19 protein-coding genes and 2 pseudogenes are annotated in these 20,491 nt (G+C 66.4%); 10 read left to right on the top strand and 11 right to left on the bottom strand.

Annotated elements, in window-relative coordinates; translation table 11 throughout:
- The first annotated feature begins 282 nt into the window (after positions 1 to 282).
- Positions 283 to 1,712: pseudogene (locus HHL28_RS18265) on the top strand (YjbH domain-containing protein).
- On the opposite strand, the gene HHL28_RS04000 reads toward HHL28_RS18265, so the two are convergent.
- The gene (locus HHL28_RS04000; protein ID WP_169654744.1) at positions 1,663 to 1,872 is read right to left on the bottom strand and encodes a hypothetical protein; all 210 of its coding nucleotides are present in this window, start codon (positions 1,870 to 1,872) and stop codon (positions 1,663 to 1,665) included. The pseudogene HHL28_RS18265 and the gene HHL28_RS04000 overlap by 50 nt on opposite strands.
- On the opposite strand from HHL28_RS04000, the gene HHL28_RS03995 reads away from it, so the two are divergent.
- The 3 genes from HHL28_RS03995 to HHL28_RS03985 all read left to right on the top strand — a co-directional run bounded on the left by HHL28_RS03995 (position 1,856) and on the right by HHL28_RS03985 (position 3,020).
- Positions 1,856 to 2,041, top strand: a complete 186-nt coding sequence (locus HHL28_RS03995) for a hypothetical protein (RefSeq protein ID WP_169654742.1) — start codon at positions 1,856 to 1,858, stop codon at positions 2,039 to 2,041. The two genes, HHL28_RS04000 and HHL28_RS03995, sit on opposite strands and share 17 nt — an antisense overlap.
- A 426-nt stretch (positions 2,042 to 2,467) precedes the next feature.
- Positions 2,468 to 2,713, top strand: a complete 246-nt coding sequence (locus HHL28_RS03990) for a hypothetical protein (RefSeq protein WP_169654740.1) — start codon at positions 2,468 to 2,470, stop codon at positions 2,711 to 2,713.
- 142 nt (positions 2,714 to 2,855) lie between these two features.
- Complete coding sequence (locus HHL28_RS03985; RefSeq protein WP_075769981.1) at positions 2,856 to 3,020, top strand: DUF1328 domain-containing protein; 165 nt, start codon at positions 2,856 to 2,858, stop codon at positions 3,018 to 3,020.
- 159 nt (positions 3,021 to 3,179) lie between these two features.
- Here the strand turns inward: HHL28_RS03985 and HHL28_RS03980 are convergent, their stop codons facing one another.
- Positions 3,180 to 3,683: an anti-sigma factor family protein gene (locus tag HHL28_RS03980; protein WP_075769980.1), complete on the bottom strand. Its 504-nt coding sequence runs from the start codon at positions 3,681 to 3,683 to the stop codon at positions 3,180 to 3,182.
- Positions 3,664 to 4,119, bottom strand: a complete 456-nt coding sequence (locus tag HHL28_RS03975; RefSeq protein ID WP_169654736.1) for a sigma-70 family RNA polymerase sigma factor — start codon at positions 4,117 to 4,119, stop codon at positions 3,664 to 3,666. Before HHL28_RS03975 ends, HHL28_RS03980 begins: the two co-directional genes overlap by 20 nt.
- Positions 4,120 to 4,859: 740 nt before the next feature.
- Here HHL28_RS03975 and HHL28_RS03970 point away from each other — a divergent pair.
- The 3 genes from HHL28_RS03970 (at position 4,860) to HHL28_RS03960 (ending at position 6,506) form a co-directional block, all read left to right on the top strand.
- On the top strand, positions 4,860 to 5,138 hold the full coding sequence (locus HHL28_RS03970) for a tetratricopeptide repeat protein (protein WP_169654734.1): 279 nt from the start codon (positions 4,860 to 4,862) through the stop codon (positions 5,136 to 5,138).
- Positions 5,135 to 5,563 (top strand): lytic transglycosylase domain-containing protein, encoded by a 429-nt coding sequence (locus HHL28_RS03965; protein ID WP_404326863.1) that lies wholly within the window; start codon positions 5,135 to 5,137, stop codon positions 5,561 to 5,563. Before HHL28_RS03970 ends, HHL28_RS03965 begins: the two co-directional genes overlap by 4 nt.
- A 100-nt stretch (positions 5,564 to 5,663) precedes the next feature.
- The gene (locus HHL28_RS03960) at positions 5,664 to 6,506 is read left to right on the top strand and encodes a fumarylacetoacetate hydrolase family protein (protein ID WP_075769978.1); all 843 of its coding nucleotides are present in this window, start codon (positions 5,664 to 5,666) and stop codon (positions 6,504 to 6,506) included.
- Between the two features lie 232 nt (positions 6,507 to 6,738).
- Here the strand turns inward: HHL28_RS03960 and HHL28_RS18260 are convergent, their stop codons facing one another.
- The 4 genes and pseudogenes from HHL28_RS18260 to HHL28_RS03945 form a co-directional block, all read right to left on the bottom strand.
- Positions 6,739 to 7,962: an ABC transporter permease gene (locus tag HHL28_RS18260; RefSeq protein WP_075769977.1), complete on the bottom strand. Its 1,224-nt coding sequence runs from the start codon at positions 7,960 to 7,962 to the stop codon at positions 6,739 to 6,741.
- Positions 7,963 to 8,260: 298 nt separating this feature from the next.
- Positions 8,261 to 8,599, bottom strand: a pseudogene (locus HHL28_RS18255) (ABC transporter ATP-binding protein); the annotation flags it as partial.
- A 160-nt stretch (positions 8,600 to 8,759) separates the two neighbouring features.
- Positions 8,760 to 8,942, bottom strand: a complete 183-nt coding sequence (locus tag HHL28_RS03950; protein WP_169654730.1) for a hypothetical protein — start codon at positions 8,940 to 8,942, stop codon at positions 8,760 to 8,762.
- A complete protein-coding gene (locus HHL28_RS03945) occupies positions 8,906 to 10,147 on the bottom strand; it encodes an efflux RND transporter periplasmic adaptor subunit (protein WP_169654728.1) in 1,242 nt (413 codons plus the stop codon). The genes HHL28_RS03950 and HHL28_RS03945 overlap by 37 nt, the downstream gene beginning before the upstream one ends.
- Positions 10,148 to 10,356: 209 nt before the next feature.
- Between HHL28_RS03945 and HHL28_RS03940 the strand changes: the two genes are divergently transcribed.
- The 3 genes from HHL28_RS03940 to HHL28_RS03930 are packed head-to-tail and all read left to right on the top strand — an operon-like array spanning position 10,357 to position 13,005.
- Complete coding sequence (locus HHL28_RS03940) at positions 10,357 to 11,406, top strand: glycosyltransferase family 2 protein (protein WP_404326439.1); 1,050 nt, start codon at positions 10,357 to 10,359, stop codon at positions 11,404 to 11,406.
- A 49-nt stretch (positions 11,407 to 11,455) separates the two neighbouring features.
- A complete protein-coding gene (locus HHL28_RS03935; RefSeq protein ID WP_169654726.1) occupies positions 11,456 to 12,127 on the top strand; it encodes a glycosyltransferase family 39 protein in 672 nt (223 codons plus the stop codon).
- A complete protein-coding gene (locus tag HHL28_RS03930) occupies positions 12,079 to 13,005 on the top strand; it encodes a hypothetical protein (protein ID WP_169654724.1) in 927 nt (308 codons plus the stop codon). Before HHL28_RS03935 ends, HHL28_RS03930 begins: the two co-directional genes overlap by 49 nt.
- A 34-nt stretch (positions 13,006 to 13,039) precedes the next feature.
- Here the strand turns inward: HHL28_RS03930 and HHL28_RS03925 are convergent, their stop codons facing one another.
- The 4 genes from HHL28_RS03925 to HHL28_RS03910 all read right to left on the bottom strand — a co-directional run bounded on the left by HHL28_RS03925 (position 13,040) and on the right by HHL28_RS03910 (position 20,491).
- Positions 13,040 to 14,404, bottom strand: coding sequence for an AsmA family protein (locus tag HHL28_RS03925; protein ID WP_169654722.1), 1,365 nt, complete (start codon positions 14,402 to 14,404; stop codon positions 13,040 to 13,042).
- A gap of 154 nt (positions 14,405 to 14,558) precedes the next feature.
- The gene (locus HHL28_RS03920) at positions 14,559 to 15,002 is read right to left on the bottom strand and encodes an AsmA family protein (protein ID WP_169654720.1); all 444 of its coding nucleotides are present in this window, start codon (positions 15,000 to 15,002) and stop codon (positions 14,559 to 14,561) included.
- 1,143 nt (positions 15,003 to 16,145) lie between these two features.
- Positions 16,146 to 17,939: a hypothetical protein gene (locus tag HHL28_RS03915; protein ID WP_169654718.1), complete on the bottom strand. Its 1,794-nt coding sequence runs from the start codon at positions 17,937 to 17,939 to the stop codon at positions 16,146 to 16,148.
- Positions 17,936 to 20,491: a sensor histidine kinase gene (locus HHL28_RS03910; RefSeq protein WP_075770688.1), complete on the bottom strand. Its 2,556-nt coding sequence runs from the start codon at positions 20,489 to 20,491 to the stop codon at positions 17,936 to 17,938. The genes HHL28_RS03915 and HHL28_RS03910 overlap by 4 nt, the downstream gene beginning before the upstream one ends.

The following is a 20,491-nucleotide window of genomic DNA, read 5'->3' as shown; positions in this document are numbered from 1 at the left end:
GCCGGCGGGCACCCGGCGGCGCTGCCCGGCAGCCGGCCGGAGGGCTTCTTGCCGGATGTGGGGAGCTATTGGGTCGCCACGGAACGGGACGAGTTCGAGACGCTGGTCCTGGCCGGAGCCCGCCCGCTGCCCAAGCTGGGGCTGGCCCTGCGGCGGGGATGGCTGACGGAAAGCGTGGTGGACATCTCCTGGCTTGGGCTGGCGGAGACGCGGGACCGGCCGTCGCTGCTGCTGGCGAGCCATGGCTTGGGCAGCATCGGGGCGGAGCGGGCGGACGCGGTCATGCTGGGCAAGACGCTGGGGCCGATCCGGCTTTCCGGCGGCCTGGCCTGGTCCGGCGACCGGGGCTGGTTCCAGGGCAGGATGTCGCCGCTGCTGGTCGGGCGCTGGACACCGGAAGGCGGGGCCTGGTCCGCCGTCCTGGAAGGCGGGCGGTTCGGCCCGGTCAGCCAACCCCGGGCCATGCTGACCTACCGCCCCCTGTCCTGGATCGAGATGTCGGGTGGCTACCAGCCCGGGCGCGGCATCATCACGGGCCTGACCCTGCGCGCCGACGCGGACGGCCTGCCCGTGCCCGAACCGCGGCCGGCCCGGGCACGGGTGGCGGGGCCGGGCCGGGTGGTGCTGGGCGTGCCGGACCGGACCGACCTGGCCAGGCTGGTGGGGCGGGCCGCCCTGGGAACGCCGCCCTCCCGCCAGGGCACGGTGACGGTGGAGACCCACGCCCAGGGCCTGCCCGGGGTGCGGGTGGAGATGCTGGGCGCCGACCTGGAGCGGGCGAAGCGCCTGCGGGGCAGCCCGGCGGAGATCGCCCGCAACGCACGCTTTTCCCAGGCCGACGGCCCCGACGCCCTGGGGACGGAGCTGGACCTGACCTTGGACACAAGGTTCGAGCTGGGGCCCGGACCGGGCGATGCCGGTTGGGTCTATCGCTGGACGGCGGGCCTGGAAGCGGCCCTGCGCCCCCTGCCGGGAATCCAGCTCTCCCTCGCGGGCCGGGTGGGCCTGGACGATACCGCCCTGCTGCTGCCCCCGCCGGGACCCCGGCCGGTCCGGGGCGACCTGGATGCCTATGCGGCAAGGGTCGCCGGGCTGGAGCGGGCGAGCCTCGCCGCCTATGCGAGGCTGGGCGACGGGCTGACGGCCCTGCTGGACGCGGGCTACCTGGAGGAGATGTTCGCCGGTGCCGGCGGGAACTGGAATACCGGCCGTTCCGCTCCACCTGGCGGCTCGGCCTGCGGGTGCACCAGGCCTGGAAGCGGGAACCGGGCTTCGGACTGCGGCAGGACACCGGGGTGACCACCGGCGCCGTCGGCATCAGGCAGGATATCGGCGACCCGGACACGGTCCTGTCATTGGCGGGCGAGCGGTTCCTGGACGGCGGCTGGGGCCCGGTGGCGGCGTTGGAGATGCGGCTGCCCGGCGGCGGGCTGCTGGAGGCGGAGGCGCTGCTGGCCGACGGGCTGGCCGTGGGGTTGGGCCTGAGGGTGCCCCTGGGGCGGTTCCTTGGGCCGGTGGAGGCGACCATGGCCGCCAAAACGAAACCGCTGGCCCGGGACACGGGCCAGCGGCTGGAACGTCCCCTGCGCTTGGCGGACCTGACCGACCGGATCGGTTATGGCCGTCTTGCCGCGGGGTGGGAGGGGTTGTTGGGCGACCCCGTCACTTGCGCTGCACGATGGTGCCGCTCTCCGGGTCCAGGACGACGCTGACCCAGTCGCCCTCGGCCGTCTTGGCCTCGGTGATGTAGGTCTCGCCCTCGCGGCGGAACTCGCGCACGTCGGCGAAGCCAAGCTGGCTGAAGCGGTTCAGCAGGGCGCGCTGGGTCTCCGCGGTCCGCTGGCGGGCGTTGCCCTTGGCGGGCTTCTCCACCTCGGCCAGGACCTGGGAGTCGCCCGAGCCGCTGGCGGCGGTGCTGCTGGTCCCGGACGTGGAGGAGCCGGTGTCCGTGGCGGTGGACCCCATGCCGCCCGTGGCCGCGGCGCCGCCCATGGTGGAGGTGCTGTCGGTCGCCGTGCTGCCGGTGGTCGGGCTGCCATAGGTCGTGGTGGTGCCGGTGTTGGCACCGCCGGCATGGCATCGGTGCTGCCGGCGGTGCTGCCGGTGGCCATGTCGCCAGCGGTCGTGCCGGTGGTGGTGCCCGTGGTGGCACCGGTGGTCGTGCCCGTGCCGCCGGTGGTCATGTCCGTACCGCTGGTGCCCTGGGCGAGCGCCACCACGGGGGCGGCAGTCAGCATCAGGGCGGCGAGCGCGGTCCTGGTGGTCCGGTTCATCGGCTATCCTCTCCTTGCCAGGATATGGTTCGTTGCGCCCCTGGAACAGCACAGGGCGCCCCCTGTTCCCTGTGGCCGAACCTTCCCCCCGAAGGTTCTAGGCCAAATTAGCGAGAGCTATGTCCTTCTCCGGTTGTGGACTTGGGTTGCGTGTCAAAGTATTCCAGGTCAACGACCAAAAGGCGGAGATGACGATGAGCGAACAGCCTGTCCCTGGCCTGCGTGAGCTGGCCGTGAAGATCGCCACGTCCTATACCCGGGCAAACCCGACCTCCGTCGATTCCCTGCCGGGCATCATCCAATCGGCCTATCGGGGCCTGCTGGCCTGCACGCTGCCACCCGCCGCACCCACCACCGCCAAGTCCATCCGCGGCCCCAGGACGGCAAGCGCCCGGGTCGCCGCCGCCGGGCCTGATCCCCCGCCCCACCTGACAGCATAGGCCGCCCGACCGGGACGGCATGGACAGCCCCCTCGCGGACACCGCGTGCCGGGGCTGGAACCTTTTCGGCAAATGCCACGTTCTCCATCATGAATGCCGCTGCCACCAGGTGGCGCCGCGGCAAGTCCCGATGGAGGAACGAATGCTTTATTGGGCCTTGATCTTTTTCATCGTCGCGGTGGTCGCCGGCGTGCTTGGATTTGGCGGCATCTCCTCGGCTACGGCTGGGATCGCGCAGATCCTGTTCTTCCTCTTCCTGGTCGTCTTCGTGGTTTCCCTGATCATGGGCCTGGTCCGGCGCCGCTAGCCCATGGGCATTGCCCCCCATAGGCGCCCATGCCCGACCCGGTTCCTGCCATGAGAGGGGGGCCGGGCATGTCGTAGTCGACTTGCCTCTCGATGATTGCCTCGTCCCTTCTGCGGCACCCTCACGGGTGCCGCTTTCTTTTTGGGATCGAGGGGTTCGTCAGGGGAGAAGCCCGCCGCCGACGATGCCGAGGCTTTGCGGTATGTCCGCCAGGATCTGCTGGGCCAGCAGCACCATGAGGCCGAGGACGGCCAGGGCCGCCGACAGCCAGCGGCGGCCGGCGGCGCGAACCGGGACCCCTTCCGCCGTGGGCCGGGGCTTAGCCTCGGCGGCACGCAGGGTCTGGAGCAGGCGCTCCGGGATCGGCTCGTTCAGGATGGGGTCGTAGAGGGCGTGGAGGCCCTCCACCTGGGCCTTGTAGGCCAGGGCGCGGCCAGCCACCGCGGGGTCACGCGACAGGGCCAGTCCCACCACGGCCGAGCGGTGGGACGGCAGGGCCCCGTCCACCCAGCCATGCAGGTCATCCCACCCCTCCCCGTCTTCCGGGGCGGGCGGTGGGGCGGACGGCGGAATGCCGGCGAGGCCCCCTTCGATGACCGTCAGGTATGGGCGGGACGGCGACCCTGTCTTGCAGTCCGGCAGGTCAGGCCGATTCACGTTCATGGATCGACTCATGGGCGTCCGCCCCGCCATCCATCAGCAGGCGCAGGGCCCGACGACCACGGGACAGGCGCGACTTCACCGTGCCGATGGAGACCTGCAGGATGTCGGCGGCCTCCGCGTAGCTGATGCCTTCCAGGCCGATCAGCAGCACCACCTCGCGCTGTTCCGCCGGCAGCTTGTCCAGGGCCCGGCGCAGATCGCGCAGCTCCAGCCGCACCACCTGGGAGCCATGGGCGCCGCCCAGGCCGGTCTGCACCTCGCTGTCGATGTCCACGAAGGTCTGCTGGCGGCGGATGCCGTTGATGTGCAGGTTGCGCAGGATGGTGAAAAGCCAGGCTCGCAGGTTGGTGCCCGGCTGCCAGAGGTGCAGGCGCGACAGCGCCCGCTCCAGGCATTCCTGGACCAGGTCGTCGGCCAGCGCGCTGTCCCGCACCATGGCGCGGGCGAAGCGGCGCAGGCGGGGATCTCCTGCTCAATCTGCCCGATCACCTCAGGGCAGTTCTCAGCCCCGCGGGGGGCGGGGGCATCTGTCTCGGGGGTGGACGGGACTTCCAGCACCGGCGGCATCGGGGCGTCCGGACGCAGGGTCCGGTCCGGCGGGGCCTGGTGTTCGACACCCATCACGGGTCTCCCTATGGGTCTGTAACAGTCACCCATAGTATAGGGCGCGGCGCGAGAGCTGGTATGGGCGCAAAAGTAAGAGTGCGGGTGCCAATCGGCGCAGTTGAAAGGGGCCCATAACAAGCAAGTAACTAATAAATCCTGGATACAAATTTGTATTAGAGCCTAGCACATATTACGTCCTGGCCCATCCGACACCCAAAAATAAACGGCATAGGCCGATCCTCCTGCTACCATCATAAGCACACCACTTACGGGTAGTAACCCGTGTTTGTCCCGATCGAAAGTGGATAGTATAGGGAGAGGAATAGACCGCATGGCCCGGTTGGCCTCAGCATCGGCCCCATGATATCCGCCCTCAACCAACCAAGAACGGGGGACGTGACGATGCAGCATCTCAGGTGGATTCTTCCCATACTGGCAATTCATCTGGGGTCCTCCGCTCATGCCGCAATTTCTATTGACAGTGGGCGCAATGTAGCCTCCGCCTCGACTGCGTCCGAAAATGTCACAGATCATTTTAGTCTTGCCCGGGCCTATGAACGGGGCGTCGGGGTGGAGCGGAACGCCGAAAAGGCGGTGAAGCATTACTGCCTCGCGGCCCGGGCCGGGAATGATGAGGCCGCCTTTGCCATGGGCTGGATGTTCATGACCGGCAACGGCATCGGCGTGGACCGGAAGCAGGCGGCGGCCTGGCTGAAGCTGGCGGCCGACCAGGGGCATGACACGGCCCGCCGCATGCTTGCCAAGCTCCCCGCCCCCGGCAAGACCAAGCCCGCCTGCTCCGGCGCGGAGATCGCCCAGGCGGAGCACAAGCCCCCGCCAACTTGGTGAAGCTGATCCGCAAGCTGGCCCCGAAATACGGGCTGGACCCGGAGCTGGTGATGGCGGTCGTGGCCATCGAATCGGGCTTCAAGCCGGATGCCGTGTCCCCCCGCGACGCCCAGGGCCTGATGCAGTTGACGGCGGAGACGGCGGACCGCTTCGGCGTGGCCGACCGGTTCGACCCCACGGCCAACCTGCACGGCGGAATGCGTTTCCTGCGCCAGCTTCTGACCGCCTTCGACGGCGACGTGGAACTGGCCATGGCGGCCTATAACGCCGGCGAGGGGGCCGTGCGCCGCCACGGCGGGGTGCCGCCCTATGCCGAGACCCAGGAGTATGTGGTCAAGGTCCGGCGCTACTACCCCGCGACCGCCACCCCATCACCCCGAAGGACCCCTCTCAGCGCACCCTGGTGGCCAAGTCCAAGTCCGTGACGCCCACCGACCGTTCCCAGGTGGCACAAGTCCCCTGAGGAACGGGACATCCCTCCCCTTCCCCAGGTTAGACTGCCCGGCCACAATGGGGGAGGACGGGATGAAGTTGCTGCGTTTTGGATCGCCGGGCGCCGAGCGGCCGGGCATCCTGGACGGGGATGGGCGCCTGCGCGACCTGTCGGGTTTCATCCCGGACATCGCCGGTGATGCCCTGCTGCCCAAGAACCTGGACCGGCTGCGGGCGCTGGACCTGGGCACCTTGCCGCTGGTGGAGGGCACTCCACGCCTGGGCCCGCCGGTGGGCCGCGTGGGCAAGCTGATCGGCATCGGCCTGAACTATGCCGACCATGCCGCCGAGACCGGGGCCACGGTGCCGCCGGAGCCGGTGGTCTTCCTGAAGGCCACGAGTTGCATCGCCGGGCCCAACGACGCCCTGCCCATCCCCCGCGGCTCGGAAAAGACCGACTGGGAAGTGGAATTGGGCGTGGTCATCGGCACCACGGCCAAGTACGTGCCCGAGTCGACGGCCATGGACCATGTGGCCGGCTATTGCGTCGTCAACGACGTGTCGGAGCGCGACTTCCAGATGAACCGGTCCGGCACCTGGGACAAGGGCAAGGGCCATGACGGTTTCGGCCCCCTGGGCCCCTGGCTGGTCACCGCGGACGAGGTGCCGGACCCGCAAGCCCTCAGGCTCTGGCTGGAGGTGGACGGGCAGCGCATGCAGGACGGCAGCACCGCCACTATGGTCTATGGCGTCCGTTTCCTGGTCCACTACCTCAGCCAGTTCATGACCCTGCACCCCGGCGACGTGATCTGCACCGGCACGCCGCCGGGCGTCGGCATGGGCCAGAAGCCGCCCCGCTTCCTGCGACCGGGGCAGACGGTGCGCCTGTCGGTCGAGGGGTTGGGGATACAGGAGCAGCGGACGGTGGGGGCGTGAAGGTCCTCTTCGGCCGACGTGGAAGGACGCGGGGCGGAAGGACTTGGACACGGATGAACGGGATGATGGCCGGATTGTCCCGGATGGGGCGGAACGGCAGGGGCTTGTGCGCCGGCCATAGAGTTTTTTTGCCTGCGGCGCAGCCACAAAATCTTATCCCGGTTATCCGGAAACCATCCCGTTCATCCGTGTCCGAGTCCTTCCGCCTCGCTGTCCACCTCACAATCACCCCCTACTCAAACCGCAGCGCCTCGATGGGGTCGAGGCGGGCGGCGCGGCGGGCGGGCCAGAAGCCGAAGAACACGCCGATGGCGGCAGAGATCAGCACGCTCATGACGATGACGTTCGGCTGCACCAGCACCGGCCATTGGGCGAGGTTGCCGATCAGGTAGGCAAGGCCGATGCCCAGGCCGATGCCGATGGCCCCGCCGATGATGCAGAGGGTCACCGCCTCCACCAGGAACTGCAGCAGGATGTCCCCCCGCCTGGCGCCCACGGCCAGGCGCAGGCCGATCTCCCGCGTCCGCTCGGTGACGGAGACCAGCATGATGTTCATGATGCCGATGCCGCCCACCAGCAGCGAGACGGAGGCCACGGCTGAGACCAGCATGGTCATCGTCTGGGTGGCCTCGGTGGCCGCCGACAGGAACTCCGTCAGGTTGCGCACCTCGAAGGTGTCGGTGCCGCCAGGAGGAATGCGCAGCCGCTGGCGCAGCAGGTCCTTGATGTCCTCCACCGCGGTGCCCAGCCGGCCCCCGCTCTCCGCCTTCACGGTGATGGTGTCCACCCGTCGGGGCTGGATGCGGCTGTTGCCCAGGATGCGGCGGGAGGTGGGCAGCGGCACCATGACGATGCGGTCCTGGTCCTGGCCGAAGCTGGTCTGGCCCTTGGACTTCAGCAGGCCCACCACCGTGGCGGGGGTCCGGTTGATGCGGATGGACTGGCCGACGGGGTCGCTTTCCCCGAACAGCTCCCGCGCCACGGTCTGCCCCAGCAGCACCACCTGCCCGCCGGTCCGCACCTCCGAGCTGGACAGGCTGCGGCCCGACTCGATGGTCCATTCCCGGGCGACCATGTAGTCCTCGGTGATGCCCTCCAGCCGGCTGGTGGAGTTGGCATTGCCGGCGACGAGCTGGACATTGCCGCTGCGGGTGGGGGCGACGGCGGCGATGCCGGGCACCTCCCGGATGATGGCGGCCGCGTCCTCCTCCGACAGGATCGCGTTGCCGGAGACGGCGACGCCGCCGAAGCGCCGCACGCCGGGGGTGACCATGATCAGGTTCGCGCCGATGGAGCTGACCTGCTGCTGCACCTGGTCCCGGGCGCCGGAGCCCATGGCCACCATGGTGATGACCGCCGCCACGCCGATGACGATGCCCAGCACCGTCAGCAGGCTGCGCATGGCGTTGGCGCGGATGGCCGCCAGGGCCATGCGGATGCCGTCGATGATGGTCATGCCACCGCCTCCCCGCCTCGTCATTGGCCGGCGGCAGGGCGGCCAGCTCCGCCGCCAAGTCGCGCGGACTGGCATTGCGCCGGTCGCTGACCAGCCGCCCGTCGCGGAAGGTGAGGACGCGGGATGCCGCGGCGGCCACCTCCGGGTCGTGGGTGACCACCACGATGGTGATGCCCTGCCGGTTCAGCCGCTGGAACAGCTCCAGGATTTCCATGCCGGTGCGCGTATCCAGGGCGCCGGTGGGCTCGTCCGCCAGCAACAGGGTCGGGTCGTTCACGAGGGCACGGGCGATGGCCACGCGCTGCTGCTGCCCGCCGGAAAGCTGGGAGGGGAAATGGTCGGTACGCGACCCCAGCCCCACCATCCCCAGGCACCGCTTGGCCCGCTCCGCCCGGTCGGTGACCGGCCGGCGGGCATACATCAGGGGCATCATGACGTTTTCCAGGGCCGAGGTCCGCCGCAGCAGGTTGAACTGCTGGAAGACGAAGCCGATCCGGCGGGAGCGGATGTCCGAAAGCTGGTCGGGGGAAAGGTCGGACACGTCCTCCCCGTCGATGGCGACCCGGCCGGCGCTGGGCGTGTCCAGGCAGCCAACCAGGTTCATCAGGGTGGACTTGCCGGAACCGGACGGGCCCATGACGGCCACGAACTCCCCGGCGAAGATGTCCAGGCTGACGCCGCGCAGGGCCTGAACCACGCCGCCGCCCATGGCATAGGTCTTCGCCACATCGCGGCAGGCGATGACCGGGCGGTCCGCGGCGGCGGCAGGCGGGATGGTCTGGATCTCGGCCATGCCCTTAGAACCTCATGGGCGGGCCGGGGGGCCGGCCGGAACCGGAGGCGCCCGAGCCGTCGGCACGGTCGGCGCGGAGGATGATCTGGTCACCGGGCTTCAGCGGGCCCTCCACGATCTCCACCCAATCCGTGTCCTGCAGGCCGAACTTCACCGGCACGGCCTTGGGCTTGCCGTCCTCCAGCACATAGAGGGTGCCCGGGGTCGGGCTGTCCGCCCCGGCGGCACCGGGCCGGGGACCACGCATGCCGCCCTCGCCACCCTGCCCGCCGGGGCGGGGCGACGCCCCTCCTGCGCGCCGGGCTGCGGGGCCGCGGCGGGGGTGGCGGCGTTGGCCGTGCCGGGGCCGGCGGAGGCCACGGGCGTGCCGCTGCCCTGGCGAGGCGCCTCCTGCCGCGGCCGGAAGCGCAGGGCCTGGGAGGGGACGCGCAGGGTCTTGTCCTTCTCGCCGATGACGATGTCCAGCTTGGCGGTCAGGCCGGGCAGCAGCTTTTCCCCCGGGTTGGGGGCGGCGACCACCACGGTGTAGGTGACGACGTTCTGCACTTCCTTGGGCGATTTGCGGATCTGCTGCACCCGGCCGATGAAGCGCTGGCCGGGGAAGGCGTCCACGCTGAAGCGCACCAGCTGCTCCGGCCGCACCCGGCCGATGTCCGCCTCGTCCACCCGCGCCTCCACCTCCATCTCGGACAGGTTGCTGGCGATGGTGAACAGGGTCGGGGCCTGCAGGCTGGCGGCCACGGTCTGGCCCGGCTCCACCTCCCGGCTGATGACGATGCCGTCGATGGGGGAACGGATAATGGTCCGTTCCACGTCGATCTTCGCCTGGGCCAGGGTGGCTTCCTGCTGCGCCACGGTGGCGCGGGCATTGGCGAGCTGGGCCTTGGCCAGGTCCAGTTCCACCGCCGCGGTGTCGAGGGTCGTCTTGGCGGTGTCGAAGTCCCGTTCCGAAAGGTTGCCGGCGGCACGCAGGGCCTTGCGGCGGGTGAAGTCGCGCTGGCTGTCGGCCAGCTTCAGCTCCGCCCGGCGGACGGAGGCCTCCTGCTCCATCACCCGGGCCTTGGCCACCTCGAGCTGCGCGGAGTTCTGGCGCACCCGGGATTCGTAGGTGGAGGGGTCGATGCGGGCCAGCACGGCATCCTTGGCGACGCTGCTGTTGTAGTCCACCAGCACCTCCAGGACCTGGCCGGAAAGCTGGGAGCCCACCACGACACTGTTGGCGGCCTGGACCGTGCCCGAGGTGGAGACGGCGCTGGTGATCGGCCCCTCCTCCACCGGCGCCAGCTTGTAGGTGACGGGCGGCGGCGCGTCGGACCCCCGCCAGTTCCAGACGGCGAAGCCGATGCCGGCAACCAGCAGGGCGGCGGTGATGAGCAGGGTCTTGCGTGACAAGGGTGGGGCCTCGGGCTCTCTGTCCGGCGTCGGGGGCGCCATGCCCGACCCATTAATGGTAATCCGTGCCGAAATGATGACAGGATGGCGCCGTACCTTACACGCGGCAGCTTTCCGAAACCTGCGCTGTTGCACCCGTTAATTCGGTGTCATAAGGGGCACCAAAGCGACGCGGGCCTTCCAGGACCGACCCGTTCCGCCAGAGAGAGATGATGTCCTCCCAGCATCCGGACCCCACGAAGCCCATCGCCTTCCGCGGCGCCACCGAGGCCGTGGTCCTGTCCGTGGTGCTGCCCATGCACAATGAGGAGGGCAGCATCCCCGCCCTGTTCGCCCGGCTGCAACCGGTGCTGGAGCGGGTGGGACTGCCCTATGAGGTGATCTGCGTCGACGACGGCTCCGGCGACGGCACCTGGGACATGCTGCTGGCCATGCGCGCCCGCAACCTGCGGGTCAAGCTGCTGCGCTTCAGCCGCAATTTCGGCAAGGAAGTCGCCATGTCGGCCGGGCTGCGCCAAGCTGGCGGCCGGGCCGTGGTGCTGATGGACAGCGACCTGCAACACCCGCCGGAGCTGATCGAGACCTTCGTCGCCCGCTGGCAGGCGGGTGCCCAGATGGTCTATGGCGTGCGCCAGGACCGCGCCACGGATGGCTGGCTGCGCCGCACCCTGACCCGCGCCTTCTACGGCACCCTGGACCGGCTGTCGGAGGTGGACCTGCCGCGGGACGCCGGGGATTTCCGGCTGATGGACCGGGTGGTGGTGGACGCGCTGAACGCCATGCCGGAGCGCACCCGCTTCATGAAGGGGCTCTACAGCTGGGTCGGCTTCCGGCAGGAGGCGGTGCCGTTCGAGGTGGCGGACCGCCATGCGGGCAGCAGCAAGTTCAGCCTGTGGCGCCTGATGCGCTTCGCCCTGGACGGCTTCGCCAGCTTCAGCACGGTGCCCCTGCGCATGTGGTCCTGGCTGGGCTTGGCGGTGGCGGCCCTGTCGGGCCTGTACGGGGTCTGGATCATGGCCAAGACCCTGGTCTACGGCGTGGACGTGCCGGGCTATGCGTCGCTGATGGTGGCCACGCTGTTCCTGGGCGGGGTGCAGCTGATCTGCCTGGGCGTGCTGGGCGACTATGTCGGCCGCATCTTCACCGAGGTGAAGGGCCGCCCGCTCTATCTGGTGGGGGAGAGCCACGGCCTGTCCCCCCGCCAGGAGGAAGCCCGCAGCGAGCCCCCGGCCGAGCTGCGCGGCGGTTTGGCCCCGTAAGGCAAGGCCAAGCGCCATGACGGAGCAGGCGTGGGGCCGGTGGGGGCGCGTGCTGCTCATCCTCGGGCTGGTCGCGGTGGTCGCCACTTTCCGCGGCTATGGCATCAGTTGGGACGAGCCGCTGCACCTGGAATATGGCCGGCGGGCCCTGGAATGGTACCTGACCCTGGGCCAGGACCGCGGCGTGTTCGAGTACCAGAACCTCTACCTTTACGGCGCGGCGTATGACACGGCCGCCACGGCCCTGGGGGAATTGCTGCCGCTGGACCCCTATGCGGGCCGCCGCCTGCTGGGCGGGCTGGTGGGGCTGGCCGGGTTGCTGGCCGTGTTCAAGCTGGGGCGGGAGCTGGCGGGGCCGCGGGCCGGGACCCTGGCGGTGCTGCTGCTTGTCCTGACACCGCTCTGGATGGGCCACGCCTTCGCCAACCCCAAGGACGTGCCCTTCGCCGTGGCTGGCGCCTGGTGCACCCTGTACCAGATCCGCATCCTGCGGTCCCTGCCCCGGCCGGCCTGGAGGGACCTGGTCGGGTTGGGCGTCGCCCTGGGCTGCGCCCTTGGCATCCGCGTGGGCGGGGTGATCCTGCTGGCGCCCCTGGCGCTGGGGGGCCGGTCTGGCTGGCGCAGGCGGCGCGGCGGCAGGGGATCGGGACGGAACTGGCGCGGGCTGTGGGCATGGCGGCGGCAAGGCTGCTGCCGGCCCTGCTGCTGGCCTGGGCGGTGATGGTGGCGGCTTGGCCCTGGGCCCAGCTCGACCCGTTGGGCAACCCCGTGCGGGCCTTGACGGAGTTCTCAAGCTTCCCCCTGGACTTCACCTTCCGCTTCGCCGGGCAGGAGCTGCGGACGACGGACCTGCCCTGGTGGTACGTGCCGGCAGGGTTCGGGGTGAAGCTGCCCCTGCTGGTCATCGCCGCGCTTGGCGGTGCCCTGGGCTGGGCCTTGGCAGGGCTGGCCCGCGGGAACCTCCGGCCCGAGCGGATCGGCCTGGGGGCGGCCGTGCTGTTGCCCCCGGCCGTGGTGATGGTGACCGACGCGGTGCTGTATGACGGCATCCGGCACCTGCTGTTCCTGCTGCCGGTGCTGGCGGTTGCCGCCGCCCTGGCCCTGGACCGGGCCTTGGGCCTGCTGCCGGAGCGGCGGGCCTGGATCGGGCCGACGGTGCTGGCAGGCTGGGCCGCGGCCATGCTGGTCGACATGGCCCGGCTGCACCCCTATGAGGCAGTCTGGTACAACGCCCTGGCCGGCGGCGTGCGCGGCGCCGATGGGCGCTATGAGCTGGATTATTGGGGCACCGCCCTGTCGGAGGCGGCCCGCATCCTGTCACGGGACATCGTGCGGGCCGAGGGGGCGGAGGCGATCACCAGGCCATATCGGGTGCGGGTCTGCGGCCCCCACGAGTCCGCCCTGTACTACCTGCCGCCCCGCTGGCGCGCCCCGCCGGACGGCCAGGGCCCCGTGGACTTCTATGTCAGCTTCACCCGCAGCCCCTGCCCGGACGCCCCTAAGGGTCCGGAGATCGTGCGTGTCGAGCGCATGGGGGTGACCTTGGCCTATGTGCTGGACCTGCGGGCCAAGCCGCTGCCAGCGGCGGGCGGGCGCTGACGCGGGTTCCGGCATCCCGGGCCCGCCCTCCCCCTCAACCCTTCCGCCCTTTCGCCGGCTTCTGTTCCTGCTTCGGCTTGTCCTCCGCCTGCTGGATCAGGCTGCGGCAGGGGCTATCCTCACCGCCGCCCGTCTCCAGGAAGGGGATGATCGCGGCGAGCGGCGTCAACAGAACGCCCAGCGCAACGGCGGCCGCACCCTTGGCGGCCGCATTCTCCGCCTCCACCCCCAGCTTCGGGTTGGCCCAGGTGCCACCGAAGGTGACCGGCATGCGGGCGGCCAGGGGGCTGGGGTCCTTCGGGTAGGCCTCTATCCGGCCGTCCAGCGTCTCCTTGCCCAGGTGGCTGGTGATGTTGCCGGCGATGTTGGTGTCCGTGGTGTCGAAGACGAGGGTCTTGGTCTTCAGCAGCCCGTCCTTCACGTCCAAGTCCGCCACCAGGCAGCGCACGCCCACCGGCTCGTCCCCGCCGATCAGGTCGCCCAGGGCCTCGGCGATGTCCACGCCCGCCGCCTCCACCAGCAGGTGGCTGACCTTGCCGCCCTCCATGACCATCACGATCTCCCCGTCGGCGGCGCCCAGGATGCCCGACAGGGATTTCCCTGACCCGGCCAGCTTCACGCGGCCGCCGATGGTGCCCTCCGTCTCGTCCTCGAAGCGGGTGCCGGCGAAGAAGGGCTTCAGGCCCACGCCCTGGATGCCGATGTCGAACCGGCCCACCGGCGTCTCCTTGCTACCGTCCAGGACGGCGCTGCCGGCGATGCGTCCGACCTCCGCCGTCATCTTCAGCGGGTCCATGCGGGCCACCCCGTCCTTGAGGCTGAGGTGGAAGGCCACATCCTTCAGCGGCAGCACCGGCACCTGCACGTCGCCGCCGGTGAAGCCCACCTCCATGTCCGCCGCCTTCAGCCGGTCCAGCGCCACCGGCGTATCGGGGACGAGCTGCCCGTCGGCACCCGCCGGCTCGTTCTGCTTCTGCGCGCTGTCGGCGGTCATGCCGATCAGGCCGCCCAGGTCCTGGAGGCGGAGCTTCTGGGATTTCAGTTCCGCCTTGATCAGGGGGCGCACGTCCCGCGGCTCCAGGGTCACCCAGCCGGACAGGTCGCTCTGCCCCACCCGGCCCTTCAGGTCGCGCACGGCCCAAAGCTCCCCCTCCCGGCGGATATGGCCCTCCAGGGCGTATTTGTCGGTGATGGGGGTGGGGATGCCGAACAGGGGGAAGATCTCCGCCAGGTTCGGGCCTTCCAGCATCAGGCCCAGATTGGGGCCCTGGAGCTGGACCGGGTCCTCGAAGGTGCCGCCGATCTCCGCCCGCGTGCCGCCGGCGCGGACCTTGATGTCGATGGGATAGGGCTCTTCGGATTCGCGCAGGGCCAGCAGGGGCCCGGCGGTGACCTCCACCTTCAGCGGCTTGCCGGCCAGGTTCCCCTCACCGGTGAGCTGGAGCGCGTCGTCACCCCCGTCCCCGCCACGGTGGCGATGCGACTGGTGACGTTCGCCTGCTTGGCCTGGTCCTTGTAGGTGAGCAGCCCCTCCTCGATGGCGATGCGGCCGATCAGGGGGAACTCCCCCGGTCCTCTGGCGCCGCCGCCTGCCCGGCCTCATCCGCCGCGGCGCCCTCGAAGCGCCAGTTGCCGGTGCCCTCCTGGCTTTTCTCCAGCAGCACCTTGGGCCGGGTCACCACCAGTTCCGGCAGGGCCAGGCGCCCGCGCAACAGGTCCGACAGGCTGACCACGGCGCGCACCTGCTCGATGTCGGCCATCAGCGGCTCGCTGCCCCAGGGGGCGTTGGCCACGGTGATCCCCCGCAGGGTCACCACCGGGTGCCAGGACCAGTCCACATGCAGGCCCTGGATGCCCACCTGCCGGCCCGTCACCTGGCTGGCCCTCTCCGCCGCCCAGCCGGCCGCCCGGTCCCAGGGGAAGAGCGCCACGCCCACCACCACCAGGGCCACCAGCCCCACCAGCACGCCCAACACCCACTTCAGGACCCGGCCCATGCCCCGTGTTCCCCTGTCCTGGAATTGATTCGAAGTCGAGGGAATCCAACCGGGGCCGAGACAGAGGGTTCCCACTTGCGCCGACCACCTACCCCCAATGGCGACACGGCAAAGGAGCCGGGTCCGGATCGCGGATCACGGTGTTCTAATGTCCCCAACGGACAAAGAAGGAGGAAACGGGATGCTGGGCCATACCCTGTACGCCAAGCAGCTGAACCTGGAGCCCCGCTGGACGCGCCAAAACACCCGCGGCACGAGCCGGGGCGACGGTCTGTTCGGGATGGTTTTGCGGATGTTGGTCTCGGCTTCAGTCGTAAATGGACGTGGCTAGGCTGAATCGGGCCGAAAGGCGAAGGGTTGCTGTAAGGAAATTCTGAGGGTTCGTGTTAGAAAACCGTCATTTCCGCAGAGTTCACATAAGTAATCCAGCACCTCTGCCCAGCCGGCACCTTACCCAGCTGGTACGGCGCTGCCTGCCCGATTGACTACTCCCGCATAAACCTTTGACCGACAAGGCACCAGCCCTCCCAGAATTCAGCGAAGCTGGAGCCCGCACCATGGAAACCACCTGCGCCCACTGCCGCTACTGGGACGGCCACCCCGACCACCGCCGCGGCACCTGCCGCCAAGCCGCGCCGCGCGCCCATGTCACGGGAGTCGGTGCCGAGTTGGATGTACAGGCGATCTGGCCGCTGACGAGTGCTGATGATTGGTGCGGACAGTATCGGGAACGACAATGAACTTCACGCGCCTTAAAACGCCAGGCAATTAACATCAACGTTGCAGCGGTAGCCTGAGGTGGGCGGCCTTGGCGATGGCTTGATGGGCCCCTCGCCATGTCGACCAGGTTTTAGGCAGGGCCCGCTCGTCCGGCGCAGGGCGTCCTCCAGCACCCAGGTGCCGTAAACGCTGTCGGCCTCCGCCCAGGCGAACGGCTCCCCCGCCGCAAAGGCCCAGTGCAGCTGGCCCGCGACCTACCCAAAGCGGCAAAATGTTTCACCAGAAGGCGGAGGTCGATGCCAACCCGGCATCGCCCCGGGCTGGCGGGGGCGCCGGCTATTGCGGGGGGCAAAGACAGTGGCGCACAGGAACGTCGGCCCCGCCACGCAGGAGGCGCCAATCCCGGGAGACGCTCCCTCATGCTCAGCTGGCGACCACCTCGAGCAAAGAATAATCATGGTCGCGAGCCTCTCGGGCCACGAATTCTCCGAATGCAGCTAGCATCTGGTTTGATAGAGGCTCAATGGCCCGCGATACACGCGTGACCGGATATGTTATGGCGCCCTTGGAGAACGAACCAAGAAACCGTAAGCTGCTAGACATCGCCAGACTTGGCATCCGCCACTTTCCAAACTCTTTCGCTGCATCGGCGCCGTGGCGGCGCTCGAAATCCTCGACTTCGCGAATAATCTTAGAATATCTGCTTTGCAAAAGGCCTGCTCTCTTTACCCAGGACAGATGATAAAAGGCATCAGGGTCTGGAGATTTGTCTTTCTCGACCTTACAGGCACCATCATCATTGAGGACACTTAAGTCTAGAACTTCTAGATTGGCAACTGTTGCCTCGCTGAATCTCACTATTGCTTGGAGATCGCCGCCCGAATTGACATGAGGCAAACTGAAAAAATTGACACCCTTCTTGTCTTCAGGCGTTGTCGACACATCAAGCATTGTGAGCGGCGCCAGAAACGCTATCTTAAAATTGTTCTCCCTACTCCGCTTCCCGTCCTTGCGCACCATCAGGTCACAAGGTTGGCCAATCAGAACATACCTTTGAGTGTCGGCGCCACTGCCCACCTCAAAAATATCGCCGTTCCTGACAGGCTCATGGCAGGGATTAATATTTCCTCCGTCGTCGAACAACTCGTCATGGCGAAGCTTTCGGAGGCGAACCAGCGAGTGATTGGTTCCCCCACGATCCACGTCGGCAATCGCGCGCGCCTGCTTGGCACTGTCCTGCATCTTCCTGCGCCGGTCCTGCGTGAGGAAAGCGCTTCTCGCGCTTGCCCGGTGGAGGATGAGGTAAACGCGCTGAATAGTTTCGATTTCAGCTACACCGTCCTTGTCTGAAGACTTGAGGACAATGTGCTCAAAGTCGATTGGGTCGATGTCCCGGAACGAGTCCAGCGCACTTTTCAGTGCAATCGCGAAGTTCTCCTCAGCAACTTCTTTTATCTCTTCGCAGTATATATTCAACACTGTCCTTCTGATAGAACGGAAAAAATTCTCCCCTGCTCGAACATTCTTTTTTGAGAGAGCCATGAAGTGTTTCAACTTCAGCCCCGCTTCATTATCATTCGCAAGTTTGCGCCATTTTCCAATCTCATCATTTGCTTCAATAGTGTGAGACAATATACCACAAAAAAAGTTCTTCCCGAATTTTTCCGGATGTCTTGAAACAAGACTGCGAATGATGTCCACTCCTGTCCGGAAGGTTCTTGCAGAAGGCAATGTGGCCGTGCCTAGTTCCTGGTCGAACAGGAACAACGTGCGGGACTCATGCGAACACGAGCCTAGGTAGCCGTCAGCTGCGCTTTCCCATTCAGCGGGCGTCAACCTAGCTAGGTGTATGTTCTCGGGCAGCCATGCCTCAACCTGGGACAGTACCGCCGCATCACTCTCGCCGTCGGTCAGATCAGCTGTAAGGGCGGCCACGGTCTTGAGCTGGTCGGGCGTAGCCTCGCTGAGCGCGCGCAGTAGTTGGTCAGTCCAGTTCTCATCCGGCTCGTCAAAGGGAACTGATGACAGTATGGCACGAAGCTTTTGCCTCCGTCCCTCGTCGCCTTCTTGGGACAGAAAAACCCGTGTCACGTCGGACGGTCCAGGGATCCGCTCATACTCGTCGTCAACGATGACGACGGTCTTGATCTTGAGTTTTGTGAACAGCTCGCCAAGCTTCTGACGGCCCTCTATCCACTTATCCGTCTCAGCAGTCATTTCTTACCCATCCCTTCGGGAGCCGCGCCGGACAAATCCATCTGGAACACATAGCGTCGCCCAAACGAGTTTCGGCGGTGAAGCAGTACCAGAGTTCCGCCGAGCGACTCCAAAATCTGACTACAGATGAACAGTCCCAAGCCCCGTCCTTCGTTCCGCGGCTTCAACGTTACGAACGGTTCGAACAAGGTATCCTCCACTGCCGGATCCACACCAGTTCCACTATCCCATATCTGTACCATCATAGGGCTATAAAGAACATGAATGCAACCTGGCGTGCCGCCCGCCGTAGCCAAATTTTGCCTAACCCAATATTCAGAGTTCATTATCAAATTATCAAACACTTGCATGAGCTTGCCACGGTTCGCGTTAAGTTCAAAATTTTCACTCTCCGAGGAAATATGCAAGACAAGTTCCGATGCCTGCCATCTCTCATCGTGATAATTCTTGATATCTGCCACAAAACTTGCAATATCGAATCTTTCGGTTACATCACGTTTGTATCTCAGGGATGGCGATAAGTGGCTTACTTGGCGAGAAAGTGCGTTCGCGGAGGCGATAACGTCCATGGCGTATAGACGGAGTTCGACGTTTTCCGGCTTTGCTTTCTGCGCCTTGTTCATGGCGCCCTTTGCCCGGCTCACAACCCTATCGGCTATGTTTTCGATTTCATGGGTCAGCGCTTCCGCGATCAGGCCCAGGCTCGCGAGTTCGCTGAAATCGGTTATTCTCTGCTGCAACATCGCAATGCGGGGCGTCACGTGCTGGGCCAAGGCCACGAGTTGTTCCGCCTGAGGCCTCAAGGAGGCGGCGTCTGACAAAGCCGCACGGGTCTGAGCCAGTGTTGTCTCCAAGTCAGCCATCAAGGCGTGTAGCCTTTCGGGGTCCATCCCAAGCAGTGGTCGCTGGCGGATGTCCTCCACCAAAGCAGACACCCTTGCCTGCAGAGGCTGCACCTTGGCTTGAACAGCTGCCGCCGAGGAAGAAAATCGGTCCAGATGACCAGTGGCGGCGGACGCGAATTCAGTCATGGCTGAAGCGTCTAGCAAATCAACTGGCGTTGGCAAACACTCAGCCTTGAAGGCTAAATATCCGCGCCTTACCCATTCGTGAAACTGATTAATCACCGATACAGCATGAGAGTGGATTTTGAAAAAGTTTCGGGAATAGGGATTGTCGATGAAACCTTCTCTGTCTGTCTTCTCACGTAAGCTTCGGTTATGCTTCTCGGATATCAGGACGTAGCCGAGCGTGTTGTTTGGCCTCAACCCATACCAGGAGCTGCCGCTAGTTTGGGCGGCGCCAAGCTTCAGCCAGTCGTTTTGGTCTACCCCATAAGGCCGGACTCCAAACCCGTCCCGGAAAACCTTGACGCCTGCATGAATTTTCACCAGGGATCTGAGGGTGCTGTCAGATAGAGTGGAAACATCACGCATGCCGCCGGCGCCTAAGTTGCGCAGCGAATACTCGGCGAATTCGGATCGAAATGGTCCCGGGTCGGCAACGATGACGTCTTTGGCACCCCTACTGTCGGAAACATCCTCCGCCAGGCTCGGTTTCAAAGACGCCAGCGCGACCTCATAGCTGAAGCTCAAAAAATCAGGGCGCCCGCCTTCATAGCGGTAGCCAACAAATGGCGCCTTGGACTTCCAATGGCTGAGAAAATCGAAGAACCTACGCCCGGAGTCCGACAAAACGTTTTTTTCAAAAAACACATCATCCGAGGCATTCGCCTGGAACTTTGCAAGCCTTACCCGACCATCTAGCTCAATTCTGCCACTTGAAAAGCGTAGGCTGTAGACCGCTACAGCCGCTGCCCTGACCTCCCTAGACAAGGGGGCGAGATCCACCGGCCTGTTGTTTATGGTTACCGTCACCGAGAACGGCTTAATCTCCTCGTAGGGCGCCACTATTTGTGCCAGCTTGTTGCTAAGGGTGACGAGATCATCGCCAACCCAAACGGCAGGGTTCTTCAGACCCGATATTACGAGGGTTGCCCCATGTGGCCGCTTAAAAATTTTTGGCTGCTTGTGGCGGACCTCGACCTCGGTAAGCTTGGTGCCGGTACCGAACGAATCCCAACTGAAGCCGACATGGTTGACCTCCTCGGACCCCAACTTCCTCGTAACGATTTCTAAGTTTGCACCCAATTTTTGTGTGCTAAGGCGCCCGAGGCCCTTCTCGCCCAATGGGGTCCGCTTCTTTCGCTTTGTGACGACACCAAGATCCTTCAGCTTGCCTTTCTCTGAAAGCGATATGGTTAGCCAGCCCCTACGCAGGTCGGCGAGACCCATGCCGTCGCCATCATCCTCAATCTTGATGTAGCCTTTGGCGTCAGGGAAATAGGTTTCATGCTCGTCCGGACGGCCGTCAGTACTTATCTCGACCCTCACGTAGCTGGCATCGGCATCATAAGAATTCTTTATGAGCTCAACCAGGGCCGTTACTTCGTCGGATACCAGCTCGTCGCCAAGCTGGCGGACCACGTTGGCGCTGATGTCGAACCCGAGCTTCTCCCCGGCAGGCTGGGGGGACGCCAATTCCGGGGTCAT

This window comes from Aerophototrophica crusticola, assembly GCF_012913305.1.
In the GTDB taxonomy this organism is placed as follows: domain Bacteria; phylum Pseudomonadota; class Alphaproteobacteria; order Azospirillales; family Azospirillaceae; genus Niveispirillum; species Niveispirillum crusticola.
This window is presented reverse-complemented; position numbering and strand designations above follow the sequence as displayed.

Bases quoted from the DNA above. Each gene is read 5' to 3' on its own strand.
- HHL28_RS03990 (WP_169654740.1), top strand. From the start codon at position 2,468: ATGAGCGAACAGCCTGTCCCTGGCCTGCGTGAGCTGGCCGTGAAGATC.
- HHL28_RS03985 (WP_075769981.1), top strand. From the start codon at position 2,856: ATGCTTTATTGGGCCTTGATCTTTTTCATCGTCGCGGTGGTCGCCGGC.
- HHL28_RS03980 (WP_075769980.1), bottom strand. From the start codon at position 3,683: ATGAACGTGAATCGGCCTGACCTGCCGGACTGCAAGACAGGGTCGCCG.
- HHL28_RS03975 (WP_169654736.1), bottom strand. From the start codon at position 4,119: ATGGTGCGGGACAGCGCGCTGGCCGACGACCTGGTCCAGGAATGCCTG.
- HHL28_RS03960 (WP_075769978.1), top strand. From the start codon at position 5,664: ATGAAGTTGCTGCGTTTTGGATCGCCGGGCGCCGAGCGGCCGGGCATC.
- HHL28_RS18260 (WP_075769977.1), bottom strand. From the start codon at position 7,962: ATGACCATCATCGACGGCATCCGCATGGCCCTGGCGGCCATCCGCGCC.
- HHL28_RS03940 (WP_404326439.1), top strand. From the start codon at position 10,357: ATGATGTCCTCCCAGCATCCGGACCCCACGAAGCCCATCGCCTTCCGC.
- HHL28_RS03930 (WP_169654724.1), top strand. From the start codon at position 12,079: ATGGCGGCGGCAAGGCTGCTGCCGGCCCTGCTGCTGGCCTGGGCGGTG.
- HHL28_RS03920 (WP_169654720.1), bottom strand. From the start codon at position 15,002: ATGGGCCGGGTCCTGAAGTGGGTGTTGGGCGTGCTGGTGGGGCTGGTG.
- HHL28_RS03915 (WP_169654718.1), bottom strand. From the start codon at position 17,939: ATGACTGCTGAGACGGATAAGTGGATAGAGGGCCGTCAGAAGCTTGGC.
- HHL28_RS03910 (WP_075770688.1), bottom strand. From the start codon at position 20,491: ATGACCCCGGAATTGGCGTCCCCCCAGCCTGCCGGGGAGAAGCTCGGG.